Annotated in this window: 24 protein-coding genes; 18 read left to right on the top strand and 6 right to left on the bottom strand. The window is 66.4% G+C overall.

Annotated features, from left to right (window positions below; genetic code table 11):
• Positions 1 to 217: 217 nt before the first annotated feature.
• Positions 218 to 598, bottom strand: a complete 381-nt coding sequence (uraH, locus tag HMPREF2886_RS23530) for a hydroxyisourate hydrolase (RefSeq protein WP_003087207.1) — start codon at positions 596 to 598, stop codon at positions 218 to 220.
• 372 nt (positions 599 to 970) lie between these two features.
• Here uraH and puuE point away from each other — a divergent pair, with 372 nt between their 5' ends.
• From puuE to HMPREF2886_RS23500, 6 genes are all read left to right on the top strand, one after another.
• The gene (gene puuE, locus HMPREF2886_RS23525; RefSeq protein ID WP_003083336.1) at positions 971 to 1,897 is read left to right on the top strand and encodes an allantoinase PuuE; all 927 of its coding nucleotides are present in this window, start codon (positions 971 to 973) and stop codon (positions 1,895 to 1,897) included.
• A complete protein-coding gene (gene uraD / locus HMPREF2886_RS23520; protein ID WP_003087205.1) occupies positions 1,894 to 2,409 on the top strand; it encodes a 2-oxo-4-hydroxy-4-carboxy-5-ureidoimidazoline decarboxylase in 516 nt (171 codons plus the stop codon). Before puuE ends, uraD begins: the two co-directional genes overlap by 4 nt.
• Before the next feature lie 17 nt (positions 2,410 to 2,426).
• The gene (alc, locus tag HMPREF2886_RS23515; protein ID WP_033976266.1) at positions 2,427 to 3,425 is read left to right on the top strand and encodes an allantoicase; all 999 of its coding nucleotides are present in this window, start codon (positions 2,427 to 2,429) and stop codon (positions 3,423 to 3,425) included.
• Positions 3,426 to 3,479: 54 nt separating this feature from the next.
• On the top strand, positions 3,480 to 3,989 hold the full coding sequence (locus HMPREF2886_RS23510; protein WP_024916031.1) for an ureidoglycolate lyase: 510 nt from the start codon (positions 3,480 to 3,482) through the stop codon (positions 3,987 to 3,989).
• A gap of 48 nt (positions 3,990 to 4,037) precedes the next feature.
• Positions 4,038 to 5,315 (top strand): urate hydroxylase PuuD, encoded by a 1,278-nt coding sequence (locus HMPREF2886_RS23505; protein WP_033972735.1) that lies wholly within the window; start codon positions 4,038 to 4,040, stop codon positions 5,313 to 5,315.
• Positions 5,316 to 5,671: 356 nt separating this feature from the next.
• Positions 5,672 to 7,039 (top strand): nucleobase:cation symporter-2 family protein, encoded by a 1,368-nt coding sequence (locus HMPREF2886_RS23500; RefSeq protein WP_003083208.1) that lies wholly within the window; start codon positions 5,672 to 5,674, stop codon positions 7,037 to 7,039.
• A gap of 91 nt (positions 7,040 to 7,130) precedes the next feature.
• Here HMPREF2886_RS23500 and HMPREF2886_RS23495 read toward each other — a convergent pair whose 3' ends face one another.
• Positions 7,131 to 7,460, bottom strand: a complete 330-nt coding sequence (locus HMPREF2886_RS23495; RefSeq protein WP_003087185.1) for a low molecular weight protein tyrosine phosphatase family protein — start codon at positions 7,458 to 7,460, stop codon at positions 7,131 to 7,133.
• Between the two features lie 183 nt (positions 7,461 to 7,643).
• Entirely contained in the window at positions 7,644 to 8,639 is a 996-nt protein-coding gene (moaA, locus tag HMPREF2886_RS23490) for a GTP 3',8-cyclase MoaA (protein WP_003083204.1), read from the bottom strand.
• A gap of 235 nt (positions 8,640 to 8,874) precedes the next feature.
• Here moaA and HMPREF2886_RS23485 point away from each other — a divergent pair, with 235 nt between their 5' ends.
• On the top strand, positions 8,875 to 9,525 hold the full coding sequence (locus tag HMPREF2886_RS23485; protein ID WP_003087183.1) for a TetR/AcrR family transcriptional regulator: 651 nt from the start codon (positions 8,875 to 8,877) through the stop codon (positions 9,523 to 9,525).
• Between the two features lie 383 nt (positions 9,526 to 9,908).
• Here the strand turns inward: HMPREF2886_RS23485 and HMPREF2886_RS23480 are convergent, their stop codons facing one another.
• Complete coding sequence (locus tag HMPREF2886_RS23480) at positions 9,909 to 10,340, bottom strand: GlcG/HbpS family heme-binding protein (RefSeq protein ID WP_003083199.1); 432 nt, start codon at positions 10,338 to 10,340, stop codon at positions 9,909 to 9,911.
• 327 nt (positions 10,341 to 10,667) lie between these two features.
• On the opposite strand from HMPREF2886_RS23480, the gene gcl reads away from it, so the two are divergent.
• From gcl to HMPREF2886_RS23430, 10 genes are all read left to right on the top strand, one after another.
• Positions 10,668 to 12,443 carry a glyoxylate carboligase gene (gene gcl / locus HMPREF2886_RS23475; RefSeq protein WP_033976263.1) on the top strand — a complete coding sequence of 592 codons (1,776 nt, stop codon included), beginning with the start codon at positions 10,668 to 10,670 and terminating at the stop codon, positions 12,441 to 12,443.
• A gap of 95 nt (positions 12,444 to 12,538) precedes the next feature.
• On the top strand, positions 12,539 to 13,321 hold the full coding sequence (hyi, locus tag HMPREF2886_RS23470; RefSeq protein WP_042169389.1) for a hydroxypyruvate isomerase: 783 nt from the start codon (positions 12,539 to 12,541) through the stop codon (positions 13,319 to 13,321).
• Between the two features lie 74 nt (positions 13,322 to 13,395).
• Positions 13,396 to 14,286, top strand: coding sequence for a 2-hydroxy-3-oxopropionate reductase (locus tag HMPREF2886_RS23465; protein WP_003087180.1), 891 nt, complete (start codon positions 13,396 to 13,398; stop codon positions 14,284 to 14,286).
• 296 nt (positions 14,287 to 14,582) lie between these two features.
• Positions 14,583 to 15,848, top strand: coding sequence for a glycerate kinase type-2 family protein (locus tag HMPREF2886_RS23460; RefSeq protein WP_070748484.1), 1,266 nt, complete (start codon positions 14,583 to 14,585; stop codon positions 15,846 to 15,848).
• Position 15,849: 1 nt separating this feature from the next.
• The gene (gene pyk / locus HMPREF2886_RS23455; RefSeq protein ID WP_003110700.1) at positions 15,850 to 17,283 is read left to right on the top strand and encodes a pyruvate kinase; all 1,434 of its coding nucleotides are present in this window, start codon (positions 15,850 to 15,852) and stop codon (positions 17,281 to 17,283) included.
• Positions 17,284 to 17,649: 366 nt separating this feature from the next.
• Positions 17,650 to 18,564 (top strand): urea transporter, encoded by a 915-nt coding sequence (locus HMPREF2886_RS23450; protein ID WP_070748482.1) that lies wholly within the window; start codon positions 17,650 to 17,652, stop codon positions 18,562 to 18,564.
• A gap of 65 nt (positions 18,565 to 18,629) precedes the next feature.
• Positions 18,630 to 19,481 (top strand): ion transporter, encoded by an 852-nt coding sequence (locus HMPREF2886_RS23445; RefSeq protein ID WP_033972740.1) that lies wholly within the window; start codon positions 18,630 to 18,632, stop codon positions 19,479 to 19,481.
• Positions 19,468 to 20,094 (top strand): HD domain-containing protein, encoded by a 627-nt coding sequence (locus tag HMPREF2886_RS23440; RefSeq protein ID WP_033976259.1) that lies wholly within the window; start codon positions 19,468 to 19,470, stop codon positions 20,092 to 20,094. The genes HMPREF2886_RS23445 and HMPREF2886_RS23440 overlap by 14 nt, the downstream gene beginning before the upstream one ends.
• Positions 20,095 to 20,217: 123 nt before the next feature.
• Positions 20,218 to 21,873: a mucoidy inhibitor MuiA gene (muiA, locus tag HMPREF2886_RS23435; RefSeq protein WP_070748480.1), complete on the top strand. Its 1,656-nt coding sequence runs from the start codon at positions 20,218 to 20,220 to the stop codon at positions 21,871 to 21,873.
• A gap of 128 nt (positions 21,874 to 22,001) precedes the next feature.
• A complete protein-coding gene (locus HMPREF2886_RS23430; protein WP_003087175.1) occupies positions 22,002 to 23,000 on the top strand; it encodes a sulfate ABC transporter substrate-binding protein in 999 nt (332 codons plus the stop codon).
• Between the two features lie 81 nt (positions 23,001 to 23,081).
• Here the strand turns inward: HMPREF2886_RS23430 and HMPREF2886_RS23425 are convergent, their stop codons facing one another.
• The gene (locus HMPREF2886_RS23425; RefSeq protein WP_033972743.1) at positions 23,082 to 23,438 is read right to left on the bottom strand and encodes a DUF1937 family protein; all 357 of its coding nucleotides are present in this window, start codon (positions 23,436 to 23,438) and stop codon (positions 23,082 to 23,084) included.
• A 60-nt stretch (positions 23,439 to 23,498) separates the two neighbouring features.
• The gene (eutH, locus tag HMPREF2886_RS23420; protein ID WP_034007623.1) at positions 23,499 to 24,728 is read right to left on the bottom strand and encodes an ethanolamine utilization protein EutH; all 1,230 of its coding nucleotides are present in this window, start codon (positions 24,726 to 24,728) and stop codon (positions 23,499 to 23,501) included.
• 346 nt (positions 24,729 to 25,074) lie between these two features.
• On the opposite strand from eutH, the gene HMPREF2886_RS23415 reads away from it, so the two are divergent.
• A complete protein-coding gene (locus tag HMPREF2886_RS23415; RefSeq protein WP_033972746.1) occupies positions 25,075 to 25,851 on the top strand; it encodes a DeoR/GlpR family DNA-binding transcription regulator in 777 nt (258 codons plus the stop codon).
• Positions 25,852 to 25,918: the final 67 nt, after the last annotated feature.

Genomic DNA, 25,918 nt, shown 5'->3' with positions numbered 1-25,918 from the left:
CACGCGGCTATCCGCCTCGAACCTGTCGTTGCCCCGCGGGGCTCGCGACGCGCAGCTTCATCCCCCGCCCATTCGTACCCTGCGCCGCATTTCCCTTCCTGCCCACGGGTGGCGGATAACCGGCAACCCTCGGCGCACTCCCCGCGAACGAAAAAAAGCCCGCTCGATGGCGGGCCAGGGAAAAGGACTCAGGGAGTCAGTGTTTCGTGGCACGCACCTAGCTGCCGCGATAGGTCGAATAGCTGTAGGGCGAGATCAGCAGCGGCACGTGGTAGTGATCGTCGGCGGAGGCGATGCCGAAACGCAGCACCACCTGGTCGAGGAAGGCCGGCTCCGGCAATTGCACGCCGCGGGCGCGATAGTAGTCGCCGGCGTTGAACACCAGTTGATAGACCCCGGGACGGAAGTCCTCGCCTTGCAGCACCGGCTGGTCGCAGCGGCCGTCATGGTTGGTCAGGGTGGTGGCGATCAGTTCCAGTTGCTGGCCTTCTACCCGGTACAGCTCGATCTTGATGCCATGGCCGGGGCAGCCGTGTGCGGAATCCAGTACATGCGTGGTCAAACGTCCCATGGGTTGCGGGCGCCCGCTGGCGGACACCACTCCTCCTCTTGCCTTCGTTCGATGGGGATCGCTCCGGGACCTGCCCGGCGCCGCTCGCTTGCAGCCCGCCAGGGAGCCGCTTGCGAAGCAATATAAGTTATCTTTCGATGAATTGTATACAAAAAACACCGCCACAACCGAAAATGCGGCAGCCGCCCCGAAATCGGGCATTCCTTCCACAAGCCCCACCCCGCAGGGCCTCATTCTTCGCTAACTGACCAGTCGGGCAGGTTTTTTGCTGGATGAATGGCAGGGATCGGCAAGCAGGATTGTATTTACAGACCGCAGGCAAACTTGTATACAATAAATCCATCACGGCATCCCCGGCCCGTCCGGCCCGCCGCCCCATCCACAATAAGGAACACTGCTGTGAGCGCTGACTACCCACGCGACCTGATCGGATACGGCAACAACCCTCCCCACCCTCACTGGCCCGGCGATGCGCGCATCGCCCTGTCCTTCGTGCTCAATTACGAAGAAGGTGGCGAGCGCTGCGTCCTGCATGGCGACAAGGAGTCCGAGGCGTTCCTTTCCGAGATGGTGGCCGCCCAGCCCTTGCAGGGCGTGCGCCACATGAGCATGGAATCGCTCTACGAATACGGCAGCCGCGCCGGGGTCTGGCGCCTGCTCAAGCTGTTCAAGCGACGCAACGTGCCGCTCACCGTGTTCGCCGTGGCCATGGCGGCGCAGCGCAACCCTGAGGTGATCAGGGCGATGGTCGCCGACGGCCACGAAATCTGCAGCCACGGCTATCGCTGGATCGACTACCAGTACATGGACGAGGCCCAGGAGCGCGAGCACATGCTCGAAGCCATCCGCATCCTCACCGAACTCACCGGCCAGCGCCCGGTGGGCTGGTACACCGGACGCACCGGCCCGAACACCCGGCGCCTGGTGATGGAGGAAGGCGGCTTCCTCTACGACTCCGACACCTACGACGACGACCTGCCCTACTGGGACCCGGCCAGCACCGCGGAGAAACCGCATCTGGTGATTCCCTATACCCTGGACACCAACGACATGCGCTTCACCCAGGTGCAGGGCTTCAACAATGGCGAGCAGTTCTTCCAGTACCTGAAGGACGCCTTCGACGTGCTCTACGAAGAAGGCGCGACGGCGCCGAAGATGCTCTCCATCGGCCTGCATTGCCGGTTGATCGGTCGCCCGGCGCGGATGGCCGCCCTGGAGCGCTTCATCCAGTACGCGCAGAGCCACGACAAGGTCTGGTTCGCCCGCCGCGAAGACATCGCCCGCCATTGGCACCGTGAGCATCCTTTCCAGGAGACCGAGGCATGAGCCGTTTCCAGACCCTGACCCCCGCCTCGCTGTCCCGCGAGGCCTTCGTCGAAGCCTTCGCCGACATCTACGAACACTCCCCCTGGGTCGCCGAGAAGGCCTATGACCTGGGTATCGACGACAGCCTCAACGATATCGAGGGCCTGCACCAGCGCATGGCCGACATTCTCCTGTCGGCAAGCCGCGAGGCCCAGCTGGCGCTGATCAACGCCCACCCGGACCTCGCCGGCAAGGCGGCGATCCGTGGCGAACTGACCGCCTCCAGCACCTCCGAACAGGCCGGCGCCGGGATTCACGAATGCAGCGCCGAGGAGTTCGCCCGCTTCACCGAACTCAACGACGCCTACAAGGCCAGGTTCGGCTTCCCCTTCATCAAGGCGGTGAAGGGTAGCAACCGCCATCAGATCCTGGCGGCCTTCGAGGAACGCATCCAGCACTCCGCCGACGAGGAATTCGCTACCGCGCTGGCCGAGATCAACAAGATCGCCCTGTTCCGCCTGCAGCAGCTCTGAGGCCTGCGGAGACGAGCATGAACGCCGAACACGCGCCCTTCCGCCACTACCTCGACCTCGCCGACGCGCGCCTGGGCAGCCAGGTGGTCGCCGTCAGCGACGAATGGTTCGCCCCGGCCAGCCGCATGCTGCAGGCCGGCGAACCGGTGTGGAAGGAAGGCGTGTTCGACGACAGCGGCAAGTGGATGGACGGCTGGGAAACCCGCCGCAAGCGCTTCGAGGGCCATGACCAGGCGGTGATCCGCCTGGGTGTGCCGGGCGTGCTGAAGGGCGTCGACATCGACACCCGCTTCTTCACCGGCAACCATCCGCCGGCGGCTTCCCTGGATGGCTGTTTCTGCGCCGAAGGCGACCCGGACGACAGCACGTCCTGGAGCGAAGTGCTGCCGGCGGTGGAGCTGCAGGGCGACAGCCATCACTACCACCCGATAGACGACGAACGTCCCTGGACCCACCTGCGCCTGAACATCTACCCGGACGGCGGTATCGCCCGCCTGCGCCTCTATGGCGTGCCCTACCGCGACTGGAGCAGCCAGCCGCCGGGAACGGCGCTCGACCTGGCCGCAGCGGTCAACGGCGGCCGGGCGCTGGCCTGCTCCGACCAGCATTTCGGACGCATGGGCAACCTGCTCAACCCCGGACGTGCCATCAACATGGGCGACGGCTGGGAAACCGGCCGCCGCCGCACGCCGGGCCACGACTGGGTGATCGTCGCCCTCGGCCATCCCGGCAGCATCGAGGCGGCGGTCGTCGATACCCTGCACTTCAAGGGCAACTATCCGGAAAGCTGCAGCATCCAGGCCGCCTTCGTGGAAGGCGGAAACGAGGCCCGGATCGAGGCGCAGAGCCTCTTCTGGCGCGAGCTGCTGCCAGCGCAGAAGCTGGAAATGCACCAGGAACACCGGTTCGAGCGGCACCTCAACGCCCTCGGCCCGATCACCCATGTACGCCTGAACATCTTTCCCGACGGCGGCGTCAGCCGCCTGCGCCTGTTCGGCAGGCCACAATTACCGTGAGACCCGGACCCCGCGTGCGTCCGGAATACAACAAACAGAATCGACAGGATCAGTATGCGCACTCTCAAGATCGAGCCGTTGACCAAGGAAGCCTTCGCCCCGTTCGGTGATGTGATCGAAACCGACGGCAGCGACTATTTCATGATCAACAACGGCTCCACCCGCCGTTATCACAAGCTGGCCACGGTCGAGACCGCGCAGCCGGAAGATAACGCGATCATCAGCATCTTCAGCGCCGAGAAGCTGGAAATGCCGTTGCGCATCCGCATGCTGGAACGCCATCCGCTGGGCAGCCAGGCCTTCATCCCGCTGCTCGGCAACCCCTTTCTGGTCGTGGTCGCGCCACTTGGCGATGTACCTGTACCGGGCCTCGTCCGCGCCTTCCTGACCAACGGAAGGCAGGGCGTCAATTACCACCGCGGCGTCTGGCACCATCCGGTGCTGACGATCGAAAAGCGGGATGACTTCCTGGTGGTCGATCGCAGCGGTTCCGGGAACAACTGCGACGAGCATTTCTTCACCGAGGACGAACAGTTGCTCCTCGACCCCCAATCAAACCAATAAGAGAGGTCCTGCCGCCGGTCCGCCGGCCAGGGCAAGAGGTACAAGACTGTGGAAGCACATCTCATCGAATGGCTGAACCTGCTGGTGCGTTGGATTCACATGATCGTCGGGATCGCGTGGATCGGCGCTTCGTTCTATTTCGTCTGGCTGGAGAACAACCTCAACCGCAGCAACCCGCGTGAAGGTCTGTCCGGAGACCTCTGGGCAATCCACGGTGGCGGTATCTATCACCTGGAGAAATACAAGCTGGCTCCGCCGAAAATGCCGGAGAACCTGCACTGGTTCAAATGGGAGGCCTACTCCACCTGGATGTCCGGGGTGGTGTTGCTGACCATCGTGTTCTACCTGAACCCGACCCTCTACCTGATCGCCCCCGGCAGCGACCTGGCGCCGGCGGCGGCCATCGCCATCGGCATCGGTTCGCTGGTCTGCGGCTGGTTCGTCTACACCGTCCTCTGCGATTCGGCGCTGGGCAAGACCCCCGCCCTGCTCGGCCTGGTCCTGTTCGTCCTGCTGGTCGCCGCCGCCTACGGCCTGACCCAGGTGTTCAGCGGCCGCGGCGCCTACCTGCACGTCGGCGCGATCATCGGCACCATCATGGTCGGCAACGTGTTCAGGGTGATCATGCCGGCCCAGCGCGCGCTGGTGAAAGCCATCGAGGAAAACCGCGAGCCCGATCCGGTGCTGCCGGCCAAGGGCCTGCTGCGCTCCCGGCACAACAACTACTTCACCCTGCCGGTGCTGTTCATCATGATCAGCAACCACTTCCCGAGCACCTACGGCAGCCAGTACAACTGGCTGATCCTGGCCGCCATCGCGGTGCTCGCGGTACTGGTACGCCACTACTTCAACACCCGCCACGAAAGCAACCGCTTCGCCTGGGCCCTGCCCGCCGGCGCGCTGGGCATGATCGCCCTGGCCTTCGTCACCACGCCGAACTACCAGCAGGCTTCCGCGCCGCTGGCCAGCGCCCCGGCGGCGGCACCGGCACAACCGGCGACCGGCGACGACGCACCAGCCGCGCCCGCCGCGACCCAGGCCTCCAATGCCGGCGCCGCGAGCGGAGCCGACTTCGACAAGGTCCATCACGTGATCCAGGAGCGCTGCACCGTCTGCCACTCGGCGAAACCGACCAGCCAGCTGTTCAGCACCGCGCCAGGCGGGATCATGCTCGACACCCCGCAGCAGATCCAGCAACTGGCACCGAAGATCCAGGCCCAGGCCGTGGCCTCGCAGATCATGCCGCTGGGCAACATCACGCAGATGACCCAGGAAGAACGCAACCTGATCGGCAGCTGGATCGCCAAGGGCGCACAGATCAACTGAGCCCTGGCCGAAAGGCGAAGGACCGCACCTTCGGGTGCGGTTTTTTTTCGTCCGGGCGTCGGCTATCCGACCAATGTCGTACACCGCCGGGCGATCCGGCGATAACCGGCGTCAACTCTATGGATACAGTGGAAGCAGCCCTGGAAAGCCTGTAGTAGACCGATTGGTCAACTACAAAAAATTACTTTGTATACAAAAAATCGATTGAATCGAGCACACAACGGGGATATAAAACACCCCACCGCATCGCCCTGAAGCCTGGGGTGGATGTTCGGCCAGAAATACCCGGCCGCCGGAACCTGCCTTTTCCGGTGTCCGCCTGCGACTGACAACAATAAAAACGCCTGAGGTGTTGCATGTCCGTGGTAACTGATCGCCGCATCCCCGACTCGCCCGTAGACCAGCGCCTGCCGCTGACGCAGTTGCTGCTGGTGGGCTTCCAGCATGTGCTGCTGATGTACGGTGGCGCCGTCGCCGTGCCCCTGATCGTCGGCCAGGCGGCCGGCCTCTCGCGCGAGGAAATCGCCTTCCTGATCAACGCCGACCTGCTGGTCGCCGGCATCGCCACCCTGGTCCAGTCGCTGGGCATCGGCCCGATGGGCATCCGCATGCCGGTGATGATGGGCGCCAGCTTCGCCGCCGTCGGCAGCATGGTGGCGATGGCCGGGATGCCCGGCGTGGGCATCACCGGGATCTTCGGCGCGACCATCGCCGCCGGTTTCTTCGGCATGCTCATCGCCCCCTTCATGTCGCGCATCGTGCGTTTCTTCCCGCCGCTGGTGACCGGCACGGTGATCACCTCGATCGGCATGTGCCTGTTCCCGGTGGCGATCAACTGGGCCGGCGGCGGCAAGGGCGCGGAAGACTTCGGCTCCCTGCACTTCCTGTTCCTCTCCAGCCTGGTGCTCTGCACCATCCTCCTGATCAACCGCTTCATGCGCGGTTTCTGGGTCAACATCTCGGTGCTGATGGGCATGGGCCTGGGCTACGCGATCGCCGGCGGCATGGGCATGGTAGACCTCGGCGGTCTGGCCGAGCGCCCCTGGTTCGACATCGTCACCCCGCTGCACTTCGGCGCGCCGACCTTCGACCTGGCGCCGATCCTGTCGATGTGCCTGGTGGTGGTGATCATCTTCGTCGAGTCCACCGGCATGTTCCTCGCCCTGGGCAAGATCACCGGCCGCGAGATCACCCCGACCGAACTGCGCCGCGGCCTGCTCTGCGACGCCGGCGCCTCGTTCTTCGCCGGCTTCCTGAACACCTTCACCCATTCCTCGTTCGCCCAGAACATCGGCCTGGTGCAGATGACCGGGGTGCGCAGCCGCTACGTCACGGTGGCCGCCGCCGGTTTCCTGATCCTCCTCAGCATGCTGCCCAAGGCCGCCTTCCTGGTCGCCTCGATCCCGCCGGCGGTACTCGGCGGTGCCGGCATCGCCATGTTCGGCATGGTCGCCGCCAGCGGCATCCAGATCCTCCATGAGGCCAACATCACCGACCGCCGCAACCAGTTGCTGGTGGCGGTAAGCATCGGCATGGGCATGGTGCCGGTGGTGCGCCCGGACTTCTTCGCCCGCCTGCCGGTGTGGATGGAGCCGATCACCCACAGCGGCATCGCCATGACCGCGATCTGGGCGGTAGTGCTGAACCTGCTGTTCAACATCCTCAGCCGCAACGACCGCAGCCACTTGTGCGGCAGCCACGCGCCGGCGCCCAAGCACTCCTGACTCCCTGGCGGACCGGCGACACTCCCGGTCCGCCCTTCCCTCGGGCCGGACTTCGTCCGGCTTCTTTTTTTCCGCTCGCGGTCCGCACCACTCAGTCCCGCCGAAGGAAAGGCCCCGCCTTGCGCTCCAGCAGATGCAGCAGTTCCGCCTGCATGTAGGCGTAGTCGTCCGGGATATCCAGGCAGACCAGGCGCTTGCCTTTCATCGCCGCGGCGTGCCGACGCAGCAGAGCCTGCCGGTGGCGGCGCTCCATGACGACGACCAGCGTCGCCCACTCCAGTTGCTCCCGTTCCAGGGGCGTCTCGGCGTCCGCCGCCAGCCCGGCGGAATCGGTCTCGACGCCCGGCCAGTCGGCGAACAGCCGTTCGGCGCTGGGACTACGCAGGCGGTTGCGGCTGCAGATGAACAGGACCCGGTGCATGGGAGGCTTTCCTTTGCTGGCGAGGCAGGCAGCATGGCTTCTTCGCCACGTTTCGGCGTTGCGCCGCGTCGCTTTTCCCGGGACGGGCAGCGAGCGGTGCGCGGCGGAACACGGTCGCCCGGTTAGCATGGGGGAGGAAGCGGCGGATGGCGCCGTTGGCGCCATCGCCCCAGGAGGATACCGTCAGCCGCCGGTCATGCTCATGAAACGCAGCACCTGGACCTGCTCCTGGGCGTCGAAGTGATGCCGCTCCGGCTTCAGGTTCAGCGCCGCCACCAGTGCCGCGCTCAGGCGCTCGCGGTCGCCGGGATGGCTGCGCAGCAGTTCGCGCAGGTCGAGCGCCCCCTCGTGACCGAGGCAGAGCACCAGCTTGCCCTCGGCGGTGACGCGCACGCGGTTGCAGTCGCCGCAGAAATTATTGCTATGAGGTGAAATGAAGCCGATCCGGCTGGGCTCGTCACCGATCTGGTAATACCGCGACGGCCCGCCGCTGCGCGCCAGGCTCGGGGTCAGCGGCCAGCGGCGCTCGATGATCGCACGCACTTCGTCGCTGGTGCAGAGGGTCAGCTCGCGACGGTGGCTGGTGATGCTGCCCAGCGGCATTTCCTCGATGAAACTGATGTCCAACTGGTTGGCCAGGGCGTACTCGACCAGGTCGAGGATCTCGTCGTCGTTGCGGCCCTTCTGTACCACGCAGTTCAGCTTGATCCGCTCGAAACCGGCTTCGCGCGCCGCCTGGATGCCGTCCAGCACCTGCTCCAGGCGATCGCTGCGGGTGAAGGCGGCGAAGCGTTCGCGCTGCAGCGAATCGAGGCTGACATTGAGGCGGCGGACGCCGGCGGCCTTCAGCTCGGCGGCGCGCTCGCGCAGTTGCGAACCGTTGGTGGTGATCGCCAGGTCTTCCAGTTCCGCACGCTGCCCCAGGCGGGCCAGCAGGCCGGTGATGCCCTTGCGCACCAGCGGCTCGCCGCCGGTGATACGAATGCGCCGCACGCCGAGGCCGATGAAGGCGTCGGCCACCGCGTACAGTTCTTCCAGGCTGAGGACCTGGTCGCGGGGAAGGAACTGCATGTCTTCGCTCATGCAGTAGGTGCAACGGAAGTCGCAGCGATCCGTCACCGACAGGCGCAGGTAGGTGATGCGACGGCCGAAGGGATCGACCAGGCGGGAATCGGACATAGTGACTCGTTCTGTTCCGGGGGGCTCGCCCGGCGCTCGGTGGGTGAGTGCGAGCGGGCGACTCGATACCCCTAACGAATACTCCAAATACCGGGAAATGTATAGGGCGAATGAACCGGCGGGTCAGGATTTCCCGGGCCTCCGCCTCGCTCGCACCTTGCTTGAGGGGCGCTCCGGGCGGGTGCTACCATCCTCGGCTTCCTGCCGCCGTTGCAGCAATGAAGAACAAGGACTGATGACCAGCATCCGCGAGCGCAACAAGCGCCTGATCCTCCGCGCCGCCAGCGAGGAATTCGCCGACAAGGGCTTCGCGGCGACCAAGACCAGCGACATCGCCGCCCGCGCCGGCCTGCCCAAGCCCAACGTCTACTACTACTTCCAGTCCAAGGAAAACCTCTATCGCTGCGTGCTGGAGAGCATCGTCGAGCCGCTGCTGCAAGCGTCGGCGCCGTTCCGCGTGGAAGACGACCCGCTGCTCGCCCTGCCCGCCTACATCCGCTCGAAGATCCGCATCTCCCGCGAGCTGCCGCATGCCTCCAAGGTCTTCGCCAGCGAGATCATGCACGGCGCGCCGCACCTGCCGAAGGAATACCTCGACGAACTGAACGCCCAGGCCCAGCGCAACGTCACCTGCCTGCAGACCTGGATCGACCGTGGCCAGCTCGCCCCGGTGGACCCGCATCACCTGCTCTTCGCCATCTGGGCGGCGACCCAGACCTATGCCGACTTCGATTGGCAGATTTCCATCGTCACCGGCAAGGAACAGCTCAGCGACGCCGACTACGACGCTGCGGTGGAAACCATCACCCGCCTGGTCCTGAAAGGCTGCACGCCCGACGGGCAATCCGGCAAGAGCGCCGGCCGGCTTCGGCCGCTGCCGCTCTGACCCGCCGCGGCGCGCTCAATCGCGTGCCGCCCCCCTGCGCCGGCCTCGCACCGAGCGGCGTGAGGCGGTATTCGACCCGCGGCGGCAGCTCCGCATACACCTCGCCTGGACGCTATCGGCGGAGTTGCTCGAGCGCGTTATCCGGGTCAACGCCCTGAGCCCGGGGCCGGCCCGGACGCCAGCGCTGGACAAGGCCGCTACCGATCTCGAGGGCGCCCAGGCGCTGAGGGAGAAGATTGGCCGGGACGCCTGGGGGAACCGCTGGAGATCGCCAGTACCGCGGCATTCCTGGCCTCGGACGAGCCCCGCTGCGGTATGGGATGGCGGCGTACGCCACCTGAAGAAGGGAGCGAAGGCCCGGTCCTGGTGAGCGGGCCGCAAGCTCAACCGGCGTCGGGCACCAGCCCGACCGCCAGCACGCCCTGGATCGCGCATTGCTCGTCGATATCCGATGTGTCGCCGCTGATACCGACCGCGCCGACCACCTCTGCCTTGTCGTTGCGAATCAGCACCCCGCCCGGCGCCGGAACCAGATTGCCATGGGCCAGGGTGTTCACCGCGGAAATGAACGAAGGCCGCTGCTGCGCATCCGCCGCCAGCAGCCGCGACGACTTGCCCAGGGCCACCGCGCCCCAGGCCTTGCCGATGGCGATCTGCGGTCGCAGCATGCTGGCGCCGTCCTCGCGCTGCAGCGCCACCAGGTGGCCGCCAGCATCGAGCACCGCGATGGTCAGGGGCGCGGTGGACAGCTCGCGCCCCACCGCCAGCGCCTGGCGGGTAATGCCCAGCGCGGTTTCCAGACTGATGGTGGTCATGGTCGTTCCTCTCGAGTTGTTAAGGCTGAAATCGGGAAACCACCCGCGAGGCGGGCGCGTTCGAAAATTTGTACCCAATCTAGTAGCCGACCGGCCCTACGAAAGCAACATTCCAGAACAATATGAACATAATTTTGTATACATTTTTTCAAACGCTGGTTTTATAAGCCTGCTAACAAGCATTTCAACTAATTGTTTTTATTATGAAAAAATGAATTTCAGCGGCTTTTTCCAGCGTATACAACCCATCTTGACCTTGCGCTCCCCCTCTGCCTAGAATCGCTCCAACTTTTGTACACAATTAGTATAAGAACGAGGAACAAAACGATGGCCAGAATGAGAGCAATCGAAGCCGCCGTGCTGGTGATGCGCCGCGAAGGCGTGGATACCGCGTTCGGCGTCCCCGGTGCCGCGATCAACCCCATGTACGCCGCGCTGAAGAAGATCGGCGGCATCGACCATGTCCTGGCCCGTCACGTCGAAGGCGCCTCGCACATGGCCGAGGGCTACACCCGTACCAAGGCCGGCAACATCGGCGTCTGCATCGGCACCTCCGGCCCTGCCGGCACCGACATGATCACCGGCCTCTACTCCGCCTCCGCCGACTCCATCCCGATTCTCTGCATCACCGGCCAGGCCCCGCGCGCGCGCCTGCACAAGGAAGACTTCCAGGCGGTCGACATCTCCAGCATCGCCGCGCCGGTGGCCAAGTGGGCGACCACCGTGCTGGAACCGGCCCAGGTCCCCTACGTATTCCAGAAGGCCTTCCAGCTGATGCGCAGCGACCGGCCCGGCCCGGTACTGATCGACCTGCCGTTCGACGTACAGATGGCCGAGATCGAGTTCGACATCGACGCCTACGAGCCCCTCCCGGTGAGCAAGCCGAAGGCCACCCGGGTCCAGGCCGAGAAGGTCCTGGCCATGCTCGACGAAGCCGAGCGCCCGCTGCTGGTGGCCGGCGGCGGCATCTTCAACGCCGACGCCGCCGAGCGCTTCCGCGAATTCGCCGAGCTGACCGGCATCCCGGTGATCCCGACCCTGATGGGCTGGGGCGTAATCCCCGACGACCATCCGCAGATGGCCGGCATGGTCGGCCTGCAGACCTCGCACCGCTACGGCAACGCCACCCTGCTGGAATCCGACCTGGTGCTCGGCATCGGCAACCGCTGGGCCAACCGCCACACCGGCAGCGTCGAGGTCTATACCGAAGGTCGCCGCTTCATCCATGTCGACATCGAACCGACCCAGATCGGCCGGGTGTTCATGCCCGACCTGGGCATCGTCTCCGACGCCGGCGCCGCCCTCGACGCATTCCTCGAAGTGGCCCGCGAGTGGAAGGCCGCCGGCAAGCTGAAGTCGCGCGCCGCCTGGCTGGAAAGCTGCCAGCAGCGCAAACGCACGCTGCAGCGCAAGACCCACTTCGACAACGTGCCGGTGAAACCGCAGCGCGTCTACGAAGAGATGAACGAGTTCTTCGGCAAGGATGCCTGCTACGTCAGCACCATCGGCCTGTCGCAGATCGCCGGCGCCCAGTTCCTCCATGTCTACCAACCGCGCCACTGGATCAACTGCGGCCAGGCCGGTCCGCTGGGCTGGACCATTCCCGCCGCGCTGGGAGTGGTCAAGGCCGACCCGAGCCGCCAGGTGGTGGCGCTCTCCGGCGACTACGACTTCCAGTTCATGATCGAGGAACTGGCGGTCGGCGCGCAGTTCAAGCTGCCCTATATCCACGTACTGGTGAACAACTCCTACCTGGGCCTGATCCGCCAGGCGCAGCGCGGCTTCGACATGGACTATTGCGTGCAGCTGGCCTTCGACAACATCAACGCCCCCGAGCTGGAAGGCTACGGCGTCGACCACGTCGCGGTGGTCGAGGGCCTGGGCTGCAAGGCGATCCGGGTGTTCGACCCGAACGAGATCGGCGCCGCCCTGGCCAAGGCCCGCGAACTGATGCAACAGCACCGGGTGCCGGTGGTAGTCGAGGTGATCCTGGAGCGCGTCACCAACATCTCCATGGGTACCGAGATCAACGCCATCAACGAGTTCGAGGAACTGGCCGAGAAAGGCGCCGACGCGCCGACCGCCATCTCGCTGCTCGACTGATCGCCGGCCTTTCCCGGAGGCGCGGACGGTGCGTGCGGCACCCCGCCCCCGGCGAAAGGCCTCCCGAACGTTTGACCGAACGATAGGAGCAAGACATGCCCCGTTTCTGCGCCAACCTGTCCATGCTGTTCACCGAGGTGGATTTCCTCGATCGCTTCGACGCCGCCGCCAAGGCCGGCTTCGCCGGCGTCGAGTACCTCTTCCCCTATGACGTCGAGGCCGAGGCGATCAAGGCCCGCCTGGAAGCCAACGGCCTGGAGCAGGTGCTGTTCAACCTGCCGGCCGGCGACTGGGCCAAGGGCGAGCGCGGCATCGCCTGCCACCCGGATCGGGTCCAGGAGTTCCGCGAGGGGGTCGACAAGGCCATCGCCTACGCCAGGGTGCTGGGCAACCGCCAGGTGAACTGCCTCGCCGGGATCCGGCCGCAGGGGCACGACTGCGCCAGCGTCGAGAAGACCTTCGTCGACAACCTGCGCTACGCCGCCGACAAGCTGGAAGCCGCAGGCATCCGCCTGGTCATGGAGATGATCAACACCCTCGACATCCCCGGTTTCTACCTGCAGAACACCCGCCAGGCCCTGGAGATCCGCGACAAGGTGGGCAGCGCCAACCTGTTCCTGCAATACGACATCTATCACATGCAGATCATGGAAGGCGACCTGGCCCGCACCCTGGAAAACCAGTTGGCGGCGATCAACCACGTGCAACTCGCCGACAACCCCGGCCGCCACGAACCGGGCACCGGCGAGATCAACTACCGCTTCCTCTTCGAGCACCTGGACCGCATCGGCTACCAGGGCTGGATCGGCTGCGAGTACAAGCCGGCCACCACCACCGAAGCCGGTCTCGGCTGGATGAAGACGCACAACGTCGTCTGATCCGCACCCACGAACAAGACGCTCCCGCCTCCCTGCGCGGAGCCACTCGACAGACAGAACCAGGAGACACTCTCATGGCCAAGATCGGATTCATCGGCACCGGAATCATGGGCAAGCCCATGGCGCAGAACCTGCAGAAGGCCGGCCACAGCCTGTTCCTTTCCACCCACCACGACGCCGCTCCGGCCGACCTGCTGGAGGCCGGCGCCATTGCCCTGGCCAACCCGAAGGAAGTGGCCCAGGAAGCCGAGTTCATCATCGTCATGGTGCCGGACACCCCGCAGGTCGAGGATGTGCTGTTCCGCAAGGACGGTATCGCCGAGGGCGTCGGCCCGAACAAGGTGGTGATCGACATGAGTTCGATCTCCCCCACCGCCACCAAGGGCTTCGCCGAGAAGATCAAGGCTACCGGCGCGCAGTACCTGGACGCCCCGGTCTCCGGCGGCGAGGTCGGCGCCAAGGCGGCGACCCTGAGCATCATGGTCGGCGGCTGCCCGAACACCTTCGAACGCGCCCTGCCGCTGTTCCAGGCGATGGGCAAGAACATCACCCGCGTCGGCGGCAACGGCGACGGCCAGACCGCCAAGGTGGCCAACCAGATCATCGTCGCGCTGAACATCCAGGCGGTCGCCGAGGCCCTGCTGTTCGCCGCCCGCAACGGCGCCGACCCGGCCAAGGTGCGCGAGGCGCTGATGGGCGGCTTCGCCTCCTCGCGGATCCTCGAGGTACATGGCGAACGCATGGTCAAGGGCACCTTCGACCCGGGCTTCCGCATCAGCCTGCACCAGAAGGACCTCAACCTGGCCCTGGCCGGCGCCCGCGAGCTGAACCTGAACCTGCCCAACACCGCCAACGCCCAGCAGGTGTTCAGCACCTGCGCGGCCATCGGCGGCAGTAACTGGGACCACTCGGCGCTGATCAAGGGCCTGGAGCACATGGCCAACTTCTCGATCCGCGACGAGTGATCCGCAGTCCGCGCGGGCCGTCACCCCGCGCGGAGCGACGAACCCCTTTTCGAAGGGCTCGGGGAGAGGAACGGTCGGCGAACTCCGGTGTTCGCCGCCGCCCTCTTCCTTCCCCGCCCACAAGGCGGGGTAAAGGAAGCGAACGCCCGGCCGGGAGATTCACGGCCTCTGCGTCCGGGCGCCTCGCTTCCATTCCGTAGCTCCCGCCGGCGCGGGTGCTGCGGAATGGAAGCGTCGACGACGCTGCGACCGCCGGCCCGACCGGCGGCACGACAACAAGAAATTCGGAGCCTGTCATGAGTACCGATCCACGCGCCTTTCTCACCGAGCTGTTCAATACCGCGGTGGCAGCCGGCCATCCCTACCAGGTGCTGGCCGACCACCTGCCGGAAGATCGCAGCGGGCGCGCCATCGTCATCGGTGCCGGCAAGGCCGCCGGAGCCATGGCCGAAGTGGTGGAGAAGCACTGGCAGGGCGAGATCCAGGGCCTGGTAGTGGCGCCTTACCGCTACGGCGCGCAATGCAGTCGCATCGAGGTGGTGGAAGCCTCCCATCCGGTGCCCGACGACGCCGGCGAGCGCGTCGCCCGTCGCGTGCTGGAACTGATCGGCGGCCTGAACGAGAACGACCGGGTGATCTTCCTTCTCTCCGGCGGCGGTTCCGCACTGCTTTCGCTGCCTGCCGAAGGCATCGGCCTGGCGGACAAGCAGGCGGTGAACAAGGCGCTGCTCAAGTCCGGCGCAGCCATCGGCGAGATGAACTGCGTGCGCAAGCACCTCTCGGCGATCAAGGGCGGTCGCCTGGCCAAGGCCTGCTGGCCGGCCAGCGTCTATACCTACGCGATTTCCGACGTTCCCGGCGATGAGGCCACGGTGATCGCCTCCGGTCCCAGCGTCGGCGACCCGACCACCTCCGCCGATGCCCTGGCGATCCTCAAGCGCTACGCCATCGACGTGCCGCAGAACGTCCTCGACTGGCTCGCCGACCCGCGCTCGGAAACCGTCAAGCCCGACGACCCGTGCCTGGCGCGCAGCCACTTCCAGTTGATCGCCACGCCACAGAACGCCCTCGACGCGGCAGCGGTGAAGTGCCGCGCGGCCGGTTTCTCGACGCTGATCCTCGGCGACCTGGAGGGCGAGGCGCGGGAAGTCGCCAAGGTCCACGCCGGCATCGCCCGGCAGATCCGCAAGCACGGCCAGCCGCTGGCGGCGCCCTGCGTGATCCTCTCCGGCGGCGAGACCACCGTCACCGTGCGCGGCAACGGTCGCGGCGGACGCAACGCCGAGTTTCTCCTCAGCCTCACCGCCGAGCTCAAGGGCGAACCGAACATCTGGGCCCTGGCCGGCGACACCGACGGCATCGACGGCTCGGAAGACAACGCCGGCGCGCTGATGACGCCCTGCTCCCATGCGCGCGGCGAAAAGGCCGGGCTGAAGATTCGCGACGAGCTCGACGACAACAACGGCTACGGCTATTTCCAGGCCCTCGGCGACCTGCTGGTGACCGGACCGACCCGCACCAACGTGAACGACTTCCGCGCCATTCTCATCCTCGAGTCCTGACATGACAGCCGACAAGAAAGCCAAGATCCTCGCCACCCTCGGCCCGGCCACCCGCAGCCGCGACGATATCCGTGCCCTGGTGGAGGCCGGCGCCAACCTGTTCCGCCTGAACTTCAGCCATGGCGACTACGCCGATCACGCGCAGCGCTTCGCCTGGGTGCGCGAGGTGGAAGCCGAACTGAACTACCCGATCGGCGTGCTCATGGACCTGCAGGGTCCGAAGCTGCGGGTCGGTCGCTTCGCCGCCGGTGCCGTGCAATTGCAGCGCGGGCAGACCTTCACCCTCGACCTCAGCGACGTCCCCGGCGACGAGCGGCGGGTCAACCTGCCGCATCCGGAGATCATCCATGCCCTGGAACCGGGCATGAGCCTGCTGCTGGACGACGGCAAGATCCGCCTGGAAGTGGTCAACTGCCACAGCGACGCCATCGAGACCCGCGTGGCGGTGGGTGGCGAGCTATCCGATCGCAAGGGCGTCAACGTGCCAGAAGCGGTGCTGCAGCTCAGCCCGCTGACCGACAAGGACCGCCGCGACCTGGCCTTCGGCCTGGAACTGGGGGTCGACTGGGTGGCGCTGTCCTTCGTGCAACGCCCGGAGGACATCGACGAGGCCCGTGGGCTGATCGGCGACAAGGCCTTCCTCATGGCCAAGATCGAGAAGCCCAGCGCGGTGAGCGCCATCGAGGCGATCGCCGAGCGCGCCGACGCGATCATGGTGGCGCGCGGCGACCTCGGCGTAGAGGTGCCGGCGGAGAGCGTGCCGGGCATCCAGAAACGCATCGTCCAGGTCTGCCGCCAGCTCGGCAAGCCGGTGGTGGTGGCCACCCAGATGCTCGAGTCGATGCGCTTCTCCCCCGCCCCGACCCGCGCCGAGGTGACCGACGTAGCCACCGCGGTGGGCGCCGGCGCCGACGCGGTGATGCTCTCGGCGGAAACCGCCTCCGGACAATACCCTCGCGAGGCGGTAGAGATGATGGCGAAGATCGTCCGCCAGGTGGAGGCCGAGCCGGACTACCACGTCCAGCTCGAGGTCAACCGTCCGCAGCCCGACGCTACCGTCTCCGATGCGATCAGCTGCGCGATCCGCCGGGTCAGCCGGATCCTCCCGGTGGCGGTGCTGGTGAACTACACCGAGTCGGGCAACTCGACCCTGCGCGCCGCCCGCGAGCGGCCCAAGGCGCCGATCCTCAGCCTGACCCCGAACCTGCGTACCGCGCGGCGACTGACCGTGGCCTGGGGCGTGTATTCGGTGGTCAACGAGCAACTGGCGCACGTCGACGAGATCTGCTCGACCGCCCTCGACATCGCCCTGGCCCAGCGCATGGCGCGCCGCGGCGACACCGTGGTGGTCACCGCCGGCGTGCCGTTCGGTCGCCCCGGCTCGACCAACATGCTGCGCATCGAGACCGTGGCGCCGCCGCTGGGAGATCTCTGAAGCAACGAGTTCGGTCCGGCTCGCGCCGTCCCCCCGGGCATGCGGGTCGGGCCACCCTTGTCTCTCTCGGATGGATGGGGCCGGAAATACGGGGCCGCGTCTCCATCCATCCGGGAAAGACCTTCTTGTCGGACCATGGCCTCCCTCGCGCACTCCCATGCAGGCCATGGACATTCAAGGCCTCCGGTTCAACTCCTGCCGGAGGTCTTTTTTTCTTCCCGGGACACCCTGCATGCATGACCCTCGCCTGGCCCCCTCGTCCGGGATGCACCGCCTCCGCTACCGGCCGTACAATGACCACCCCCGCCCCTCGCGCAGGCCTGGCATCCCCGTGCCTGCCGAGCGGCCCCTGCCGCGCTGACCGCCATGCCCCTGCAATCTCTCCTCAATGCAACCCGAATCCTCCTGCGCGGCATCAGCCAGGTGTTCCTCCAGGGCGACCCATGCCTGGGCCTGGCCTGCCTGCTGGCGATCGCCGTCGGCGCGCCGCCGCTGCTCGCCGGCGCCCTCCTTGGCGGCGCCCTCGGCCCGTTGCTGGCGCGCCTGTTGCGCTGCGCCGACAGCGACATCGAGGCCGGGCTGTATGGCTACAACGCCGTGCTGATCGGCATGCTGCTGGCATTCCGCTTCGCCTGGTCGCCGGGGCTGGTGTCGCTGGTAGCGCTCGGTTGCCTGGCCAGCGTGGCGTTGCAGCGCCTGTTCCTGCATGGGCTGCGTCGACGCCGCTGGCTACCGCCCTATACCCTGGGCTTCGTCCTCAACGGCTGGTGGCTGGTGCCCCTCGGCGCCTGGCTAGGCCTGGCCCCGGCGACCCATGGCAGTTGCTTCAGCTGCGCCTGGAGCGGTACGGCGGAGCTGGCGGCGCTAGCGCGGGGGATCGGCGAGGTCATCTTCCTCGGTGAACCGCTGGCAGGGCTGCTGGTCTGGCTCGGCCTGCTGCTGGTCTCGCGTCCCTCCGCCGCCTGGGCCCTCGCCGGCGCCGCGGCCAGCCTGCCGCTGGCCTGGCTGCTGGGCTACGACTGGGCGAACGCGCTCGCCGGGCTCTACGGCCTGAACGCCGCCCTTGCCGGGCTGGCCCTGGCCTTGCGCTACCGCAGCGCCTGGCCGCCACTGCTCGGCATGGGCCTGGCGGTGGCGCTGCAACCGCTGTTCGGCCTGCTCGGCCTGCCGGCGCTGACCGCACCATTCATCCTCGCCTGCCTGCTTTGCATCGGCGGCGAGCGCCTGTACCTGCGCCTGGCCGGCAGCCTCGGTCCGCGCCTCGGCCGGCGACGCTCCTGAGCGGGGGAACGCTGGCGCCGGCGGGCTAGTCTGGTAAGGTGCCGCATCCATCATCAGGAGCCACGATGAGCGCACCCGACAGCTGGCGCGAACGCCTCTACATCGTCATCTTCCAGACCGACACCCGCGACGGCCGGCGCTTCGACAGCGCGCTGCTGCTGGTGATCCTGGCCAGCCTGCTGGTAGTGATGATCGACAGCATCGACGAGATCCACCAGGACTACGGCGACCTGCTGGCCTACATCGAATGGGGCTTCACCGGTATCTTCCTGGTGGAATACCTGCTGCGCCTGTACTGCTCGCCCAAGCCGCTGCGCTATGCCTTCAGCTTCTACGGCCTGGTCGACCTGCTGGCGATCCTCCCCGGCTTCCTCGCCCTGCTCTACCCCGACGCCCAGTACCTGCTGATCGTCCGGGTGATACGCATGCTGCGGATCTTCCGCGTACTCAAGCTGCGCCAGTACCTGAGCCAGGCCAATTTCCTGCTCACCGCCCTGCGCGGCAGCAGGCAGAAGATCATCGTGTTCTTCCTCACCGTGATGACCCTGGTCACCGTGTTCGGCGCGCTGATGTACGTGGTAGAAGGCCCGCAGCACGGTTTCACCAGCATCCCCCGCGGCATCTACTGGGCGATCGTCACCCTGACCACGGTCGGCTTCGGCGACATCACCCCGAAGACCCCGCTCGGCCAGGCCATCGCCAGCCTGGTGATGCTCACCGGCTACTCGATCATCGCGGTGCCCACCGGGATCTTCACCGCCGAACTCGCCACCGCGATGCGCCAGGACCCGGCCAACCTGTTACAGCGGGATTGCCCGGTGTGCCGCAAGGCGACCCACGAAGCGCAGGCGGCATTCTGCTGCCGGTGCGGCAACCCGCTGTTCCCTCGCGAGGAAGGCAACCATGGGAAGTCTTGACCGGCAGCGCTGGGACGCCCTCTGGCAGCGACTCGGCGGCAACCCGCCGGCGGATGCCTTCGACGCGCTGCTGGCGGCCTATGGCGGGGCCGACCGGCACTACCACAGCGATCGCCACATCCTCGCCTGCCTGGAGCACTTCGACCGCTGGCGCCAACTGGCGCGGCGGCCGGACCTGGTGGAGCTGGCGTTGTGGACCCACGACCTGGTCTACGACACCCGGCGCCAGGACAACGAGGCCGCAAGCGCCGCCAGGACCGAGCACTGGCTCGACCAGGCCGGGCTGGCGGCGCTGCGGCCGGCCCTGCGCGAACTGATCATGGCCACCTGTCACCAAGCGCCGCCGGGAGACGCCGACGCAGCCCTGGTGGTGGATCTCGACCTCGCCATCCTCGCCGCGCCGGCGCCGGTCTACGCGCGCTACGAGGCGGACGTCCGCGCCGAATACGCCTGGGTGCCGGAGCCACTGTTCCGCGCCGGGCGCGGCAAGCTGCTGCGCCAGTTGCTGGGGCAACCGGCGCTGTATCACTGCGAACCGCTGCGACAGCGCTGGGAGACCGCCGCCCGCGCCAACCTGCGCGTTGCCGTGGAGCGCCTGGAACAGCCGGCCTGAGCCGCACGGGAAAATTTCTTCGCGCCGCTTAACCCGTCTTTCGCCGCGCTTGCGTCTCAGGCAGCAGGAAGGGACCGCACGCACGGGTTCCCCGCCCCTCCATTCGCCCAAGGAAGAGATATCGTGAATCGACTCGCCGCCTCTCCGCTCCTGTTCGCCGGCCTGTTCACCAGCGCTCCGCTGCTGGCCGCGCCACAAGCGGTCGACAGCCGCATCAGCGCGGTCACCGTCTACGCCGACCGCGCCGTGGTCACCCGCACCGCCCGCCTGCAATTGCCCAAGGGCCAGCATGAGATCGCCCTGGAACAACTGCCCTTCCAGCTCGACGACGCCAGCCTGCGCGCGTCCCTCGGCGCCAGCGCCGCCGCCACCCTGCTCGACGTCAGCAGCGCCGCGCAACGGGTCGAGCGCCCGGACGACAACCGTGTGCAGCAACTCGACCAGCAACTGCGCGAGATAGACCGGCAACTGCGGGAAATCCATGACCGCGGCAGCGTGCTCGAAGCGCAGAAGAAGTTCCTCGCCGACATCCAGAGCGGCAGCACCCAGCCCGGCAAGGATCGCCCCCTGCCCGGCATCGACGAGCTGAAGAGCCTGCTGCAACTGACCGAAGGCAACCTCGAACGCCTGCTCGCCGAGCAGCGCCAACTGGACGACCGCGCCGCCGAACTGGAGCAGCGCAAGCAGCAGTTGCAGGAGCAGCGCGGCACCCTCAACGGCGACGGCAAGCGCTTCAAGCGCGCGGTCCTGCGGGTCGCCCTGGAGCAACCGGCGCAGGTCGAGGTGAAGCTCGACTACACCCTGCGCGACGCCTCCTGGCAGCCGACCTACGACGCACGCCTGCGCGACGGCGCGAAGACCATCGAACTGACCTACCAGGGCCTGGTCCGGCAGAGCAGCGGCGAAGACTGGACCGACGTCGACCTGACCCTCTCCACCGCCCGTCCGGCCCTGGGCGGCAACGTACCGCGGCTGAATCCCTGGATCGTCGACATCGACGCGCCCAACGCCTACTACGGTGCCGAGATGGCCATGCAGGACGTTCCGGCGCCCATGCCGCAAGCCGCTCCCATCACCAGGACCTCGGCGAAGATGGCCATGCCGGCACCTGCGCCGAAGCTGGCCGAGGCGCGGCTCGCCACCGCGGAGGTCAGCAGCGGCGCCGCCAGCGCCTCTTTCCACATCGCCGTGCCGGCGACCCTGAACAGCGACGGCAGCGCGCAGAAGGTCACCATCGCCCGCCTGGACATGCCGGCCAAGCTGCGCTACCTGGCGGCCCCGGCCCTGCGCGAAACAGCCTACCTGGAGGCGGAGACCCGCAACGACAGCGACTACCCGCTGCTCCCCGGCACCCTGAATACCTTTCTCGGCAACAGCTTCGTCGCCAGCGGCCATCTGCGCGGGGTGATGCCCGGCGAGAGCTTCGAACTGGCACTGGGCGCCGACGAGGGCATCGGCATCGAACGCAAGCTGGTCAAGCGCTATACCGACAGCAGTGGCCTGATCGGCAACCGCACGCGGGTCAACTACGAATTCCGCATCGACGTGCGCAACAACCACAAGAACGCCGAACGCGTGCAGTTCGAGGACCAGTTGCCGGTCTCGCGCAACGAGCAGATCCAGGTCACCTTGCTGGAACCCAAGGCGCAGGAAGTCAAGCGCGAGGACGACGGCAAGCTGAAGTGGGACTGGACCCTGCAACCCGGCGAGAAACGCAGCGCCACCCTGAAGTTCAGCGTGGAGTATCCCAAGGACCTGGCGGTCAGCGGCCTCGACTAGCGCTGGCCAAAGCGCCGGCCGCGGCATAGGCTCGGGTGGGTAATAAGCAAAGCAGTTTTTGATATTTACCCTGCATATAACCCGACGTTATAGTCGAGCCACTACAACATGCCCAAAGGAACTGCCCTGTGAAACGACTGTTCAGCGCCTCCCTGCTGGCCGCCGGCCTGGCGCTCGGCGGCGCCGCTCACGCCGCCCAGCCCCTGCTCAACGTCTCCTACGACGTAATGCGCGACTTCTACAAGGAATACAACCCGGCCTTCCAGAAATACTGGAAAGCGGAGAAAGGCGAGAACATCACCATCCAGATGTCCCATGGCGGTTCCAGCAAGCAGGCGCGCTCGGTGATCGACGGCCTGCCCGCCGACGTCATCACCATGAACCAGGCCACCGACATCGACGCCCTCGCCGACAACGGCGGCCTGGTGCCGAAGGACTGGGCGACCCGCCTGCCGAACAACAGCGCGCCGTTCACCTCGGCCACCGTGTTCATCGTTCGCAAGGGCAACCCCAAGGCCCTGAAGGACTGGCCGGACCTGCTCAAGGACGGCGTCCAGGTAGTGGTGCCGAACCCCAAGACCTCCGGCAACGGCCGCTACACCTATCTCTCCGCCTGGGGCTACGTGCTGAAGAACGGCGGTGACGAGAACAAGGCCAAGGAATTCGTCGGCAAGCTGTTCAAGCAGGTACCGGTGCTCGACACCGGCGGCCGCGCCGCCACCACTACCTTCATGCAGAACCAGATCGGCGACGTACTGGTGACCTTCGAGAACGAAGCCGAGATGATCGCCCGCGAATTCGGCCGAGGCGGCTTCGAGGTGGTCTACCCGAGCGTGTCCGCCGAGGCCGAGCCTCCGGTGGCGGTGGTCGACAAGGTGGTCGAGAAGAAAGGCAGCCGCGCCCAGGCCGAGGCCTATCTGAAGTACCTGTGGTCGGACGAGGGCCAGACCATCGCCGCCAACAACTACCTGCGCCCGCGCAACCCGGAAATCCTCGCCAAGTTCGCCGACCGCTTCCCGAAAGTCGACTTCTTCTCGGTGGAGAAGACCTTCGGCGACTGGCGCAGCGTGCAGAAGACCCACTTCATCGACGGCGGCGTATTCGACCAGATCTACAGCCCCAACTGATCCCTCGCCGCTCGACGAAAAAGCCGGAAGCGCTCGCGCTTCCGGCTTTTTCATTCGGCTTGCAGTGCAGCTACTGTCGCCTCAGCGAAACTCGTGCTCCACCTCGGACCAGAGGCTCACCCGCTGTCCGCCGGCCTCGAAGAACTCCATCTCGCGGCGAATGCCGGCGCTGTCTCGCCAGCCCGGCAGGTCGAGGACGATCAGCTCTTCCAGGTGATCCATGTAGAAGGCGTCCACCGGCGCCCACAACCTGCCGATCGCCGCGCGGTCGAGATCGGTCAGGCACAGGTTGATCGGGTGGGACATGGAGACCTGGCTGAATACCACGTGGCCGGCGCGGACGATGGTCGCCGCGACCTCGTTGCAGGCACGGAAGCGCTGCTCGACCACCTCGGCGTCGGCATGGCTGTAGGGACAGGCTAGGAATATCTTGCGCATGGTTACCTCGTTGCGGAAAAGCGACGCCGCGATGGCTCGCGGCGCTCGTCGGGGGATGTTTCAGGCTGCGTGCAGGGCGCTTTTTTCCGCCTCGTCATGCTCCTGCCGGGCATAGCGCTCGGCGGCAGGCACCGAGATGCGGATGGCGATGAATACCGCCAGCAGGCCACCGAACAATTTGCCGAGCAGGATCGGCAGGATCAGCGTCGGCTGGAAGTTGGCGGTGAATGCCAGGTGATCGCCGATGGTGGCCTGGGCGCAGACGCCCAGGGCCACGCAAAGCACCTTGTCGCGGGCATTCATGTATTTGAACAGGTGGTAGGTGGCGATGATGTTCGCCAGCACCATGACAAAGGCGGTGGCGCCCGGCTGAGACAGCCCCAGGTAGCGGCCGAGGACCGCCATCGGGCGCTTGCAGTAGCGCTGGAACAGGTAGCAGATGGGGAAGGTCCCGGCCAGCATGATGCCGATGTAGCCAGCGATCTCGATGGCGCGGAACAACTCTTTCTCGTCGGCGAACATCGGGTCGAAACCCCAGCCGCCGAAGACCTTGGTGAAGACTCCGGTGAAGTGCTGGACGATGGAAAGCGCCAGGGCCATCTTGATGAACGCGTCCATCACCTTGCCGAATACCAGGAACCCGGTGACCATCGCCGTCGCCCGGTACTTCAGGCCGGCGGCCAGCAGGAAGCAGAAGACGAACAGCGGCGCCAGCAGCCGAAGCATGCCGAGGAAGTCCAGCGACAGGTAGTGCAGGGCCGGCGAACCGGTCGATACCAGTTCGCGCACCGGGATGTGGTTGAGGGTAATCAGCAGCAACGCCGCCAGCACCGCGAACGGAATGCTGATCAACCCGGCCATCGCCCCCAGCGCCAGGTACTTGTGGTCCTTGCGCTCGAGCATGGTCAGGCCGACCGGGATCAGGTAGACGATGGTCGCCCCGGAGGTGTAGCCCACCAGCATGGCGGTAATCCACATGTCGCGGTTGGCGGTCAGGGCATCGGCCAACTGGTAGCCGCCCATGTCCACCGCGATGATCGACAGCGCGGCGATGGATACGTCGGAACCGAGGGTCTGGAAGAACGGGCCGAGGGCATGGGAAATCGCCTTCGACAGATAGGGAATGGCTACCATGATGCCGGCCTGGGCGAGGAACACCGGACCGATGGCGTGGATGCCGTTGACGAACTCGCGGCCCAGACCGCTTTCCGGGCGCAGGATGGAGGCCAGCGCGCCAAGTACCGCACCCAGCATGATCAGGTAAATCACATAGTTTCCGAACTCGGCCATCTGCGTCGTTCTCCCCTCGGCAGGCTCCCGTAGCGGGATGCGTTCTTCTGGTTGTCTGGTCGGGAGGCCGGCCATGCCGGTCGCTCCGCCCAGGCGAACACTCGCATTTCGCGTGCCACAATTTGGTTTTCGTGTTGATTTGAAGGTTCGTTTTACCTAAATTGGTCACCCATACGGTCAAGTAGGCGCCCAATCCAAGAGCGGATCTGCCTTACGGACCTGTGGGTTTTTCCGCCGGGCCTGCGCAAAGCCTCGCCCCGCCCCCTTCCGCCCAGCGCCGCCAGGCGCTACCGGGCGATTCACGGTAACAATCGCCGCACCAGGATGCGGCCCATGGGAGAACACGATGCGCCCCGAGGAACGCCGCCGCCACATTCTCGAATTGCTGCGCCAGCGCGAGCGGATCTCGGTGGACGAACTGGCGCGGACCCTTTCCACCTCCCAGGAAACCATTCGCCGCGACCTCGCCGCGCTGGCCGAACAAGGCCTGGTCAGCAAATTCCACGGAGGGGCCGCCCTGCCACCCAGCGGCGAGCACGAGAACGCCTTCCAGACGCGAATGAACGAGCACGCCCAGGAAAAACGCGCAGTCGCCCGCTACGCCGCCGGCCTGTTCGGCCCCGGCGACAGCATCTTCATCGACACCGGCACCACCACCCTGCTGTTCGCCCGCGAACTGGCGCGCCAGAGCCATTTGACGGTGATCACCAACTCGCTGTTGATCGCCGGTAGCGTCGGCGCCTCCGGCAACCGCGCATTCATGATCGGCGGCGAGTACCGCCCGGAGTCCGAACAGAACGTCGGCGCCCTGGCCATCGAGCAGATCGCCCGGTTCAACGCCGAGCATGCGGTGATTACCGTCGGCGCGCTGAACGGCGATGGCGCCATGGATTTTTCCATCGAGGAAGCCGAGATCGCCCGCGCCATGATCGCCCAGGCCCGTCAACTGACGGTTATCGCCGACTCCTCGAAGCTCGGCCGGCGCGCCCTGTTCCAGGTCTTCCCGCTGAGCCGGATCAACCGCCTGGTGGTCGACCGCAAGCCTACCGGGGAACTCTGGGAAGCCCTGCAACAGGCACAGGTGGAAGTCCACGAAGCCCCCCTGCGCGCCGCGCAGGCCTGACTCCCCTCGCGCGCAGCCCCGGAGCCAAGCCGGGGCTGTGCCGGTAGCTGCCCGTCGATTAATCGAT

Source organism: Pseudomonas sp. HMSC066A08 (genome assembly GCF_001813025.1).
Lineage (GTDB): Bacteria > Pseudomonadota > Gammaproteobacteria > Pseudomonadales > Pseudomonadaceae > Pseudomonas > Pseudomonas aeruginosa.
Note: the sequence above shows the minus strand (reverse complement) of the source record. Positions and strands in the feature narration are given on the sequence as shown.

Bases quoted from the DNA above. Each gene is read 5' to 3' on its own strand.
- HMPREF2886_RS23465 (WP_003087180.1), top strand. From the start codon at position 13,396: ATGGCCAAGATCGGATTCATCGGCACCGGAATCATGGGCAAGCCCATG.
- gcl (WP_033976263.1), top strand. From the start codon at position 10,668: ATGGCCAGAATGAGAGCAATCGAAGCCGCCGTGCTGGTGATGCGCCGC.
- hyi (WP_042169389.1), top strand. From the start codon at position 12,539: ATGCCCCGTTTCTGCGCCAACCTGTCCATGCTGTTCACCGAGGTGGAT.
- HMPREF2886_RS23425 (WP_033972743.1), bottom strand. From the start codon at position 23,438: ATGCGCAAGATATTCCTAGCCTGTCCCTACAGCCATGCCGACGCCGAG.
- HMPREF2886_RS23445 (WP_033972740.1), top strand. From the start codon at position 18,630: ATGAGCGCACCCGACAGCTGGCGCGAACGCCTCTACATCGTCATCTTC.
- alc (WP_033976266.1), top strand. From the start codon at position 2,427: ATGAACGCCGAACACGCGCCCTTCCGCCACTACCTCGACCTCGCCGAC.
- pyk (WP_003110700.1), top strand. From the start codon at position 15,850: ATGACAGCCGACAAGAAAGCCAAGATCCTCGCCACCCTCGGCCCGGCC.
- moaA (WP_003083204.1), bottom strand. From the start codon at position 8,639: ATGTCCGATTCCCGCCTGGTCGATCCCTTCGGCCGTCGCATCACCTAC.
- HMPREF2886_RS23500 (WP_003083208.1), top strand. From the start codon at position 5,672: ATGTCCGTGGTAACTGATCGCCGCATCCCCGACTCGCCCGTAGACCAG.
- HMPREF2886_RS23510 (WP_024916031.1), top strand. From the start codon at position 3,480: ATGCGCACTCTCAAGATCGAGCCGTTGACCAAGGAAGCCTTCGCCCCG.
- HMPREF2886_RS23485 (WP_003087183.1), top strand. From the start codon at position 8,875: ATGACCAGCATCCGCGAGCGCAACAAGCGCCTGATCCTCCGCGCCGCC.
- uraD (WP_003087205.1), top strand. From the start codon at position 1,894: ATGAGCCGTTTCCAGACCCTGACCCCCGCCTCGCTGTCCCGCGAGGCC.
- HMPREF2886_RS23440 (WP_033976259.1), top strand. From the start codon at position 19,468: ATGGGAAGTCTTGACCGGCAGCGCTGGGACGCCCTCTGGCAGCGACTC.
- HMPREF2886_RS23495 (WP_003087185.1), bottom strand. From the start codon at position 7,460: ATGCACCGGGTCCTGTTCATCTGCAGCCGCAACCGCCTGCGTAGTCCC.
- HMPREF2886_RS23415 (WP_033972746.1), top strand. From the start codon at position 25,075: ATGCGCCCCGAGGAACGCCGCCGCCACATTCTCGAATTGCTGCGCCAG.
- HMPREF2886_RS23460 (WP_070748484.1), top strand. From the start codon at position 14,583: ATGAGTACCGATCCACGCGCCTTTCTCACCGAGCTGTTCAATACCGCG.
- eutH (WP_034007623.1), bottom strand. From the start codon at position 24,728: ATGGCCGAGTTCGGAAACTATGTGATTTACCTGATCATGCTGGGTGCG.
- HMPREF2886_RS23450 (WP_070748482.1), top strand. From the start codon at position 17,650: ATGCCCCTGCAATCTCTCCTCAATGCAACCCGAATCCTCCTGCGCGGC.
- HMPREF2886_RS23480 (WP_003083199.1), bottom strand. From the start codon at position 10,340: ATGACCACCATCAGTCTGGAAACCGCGCTGGGCATTACCCGCCAGGCG.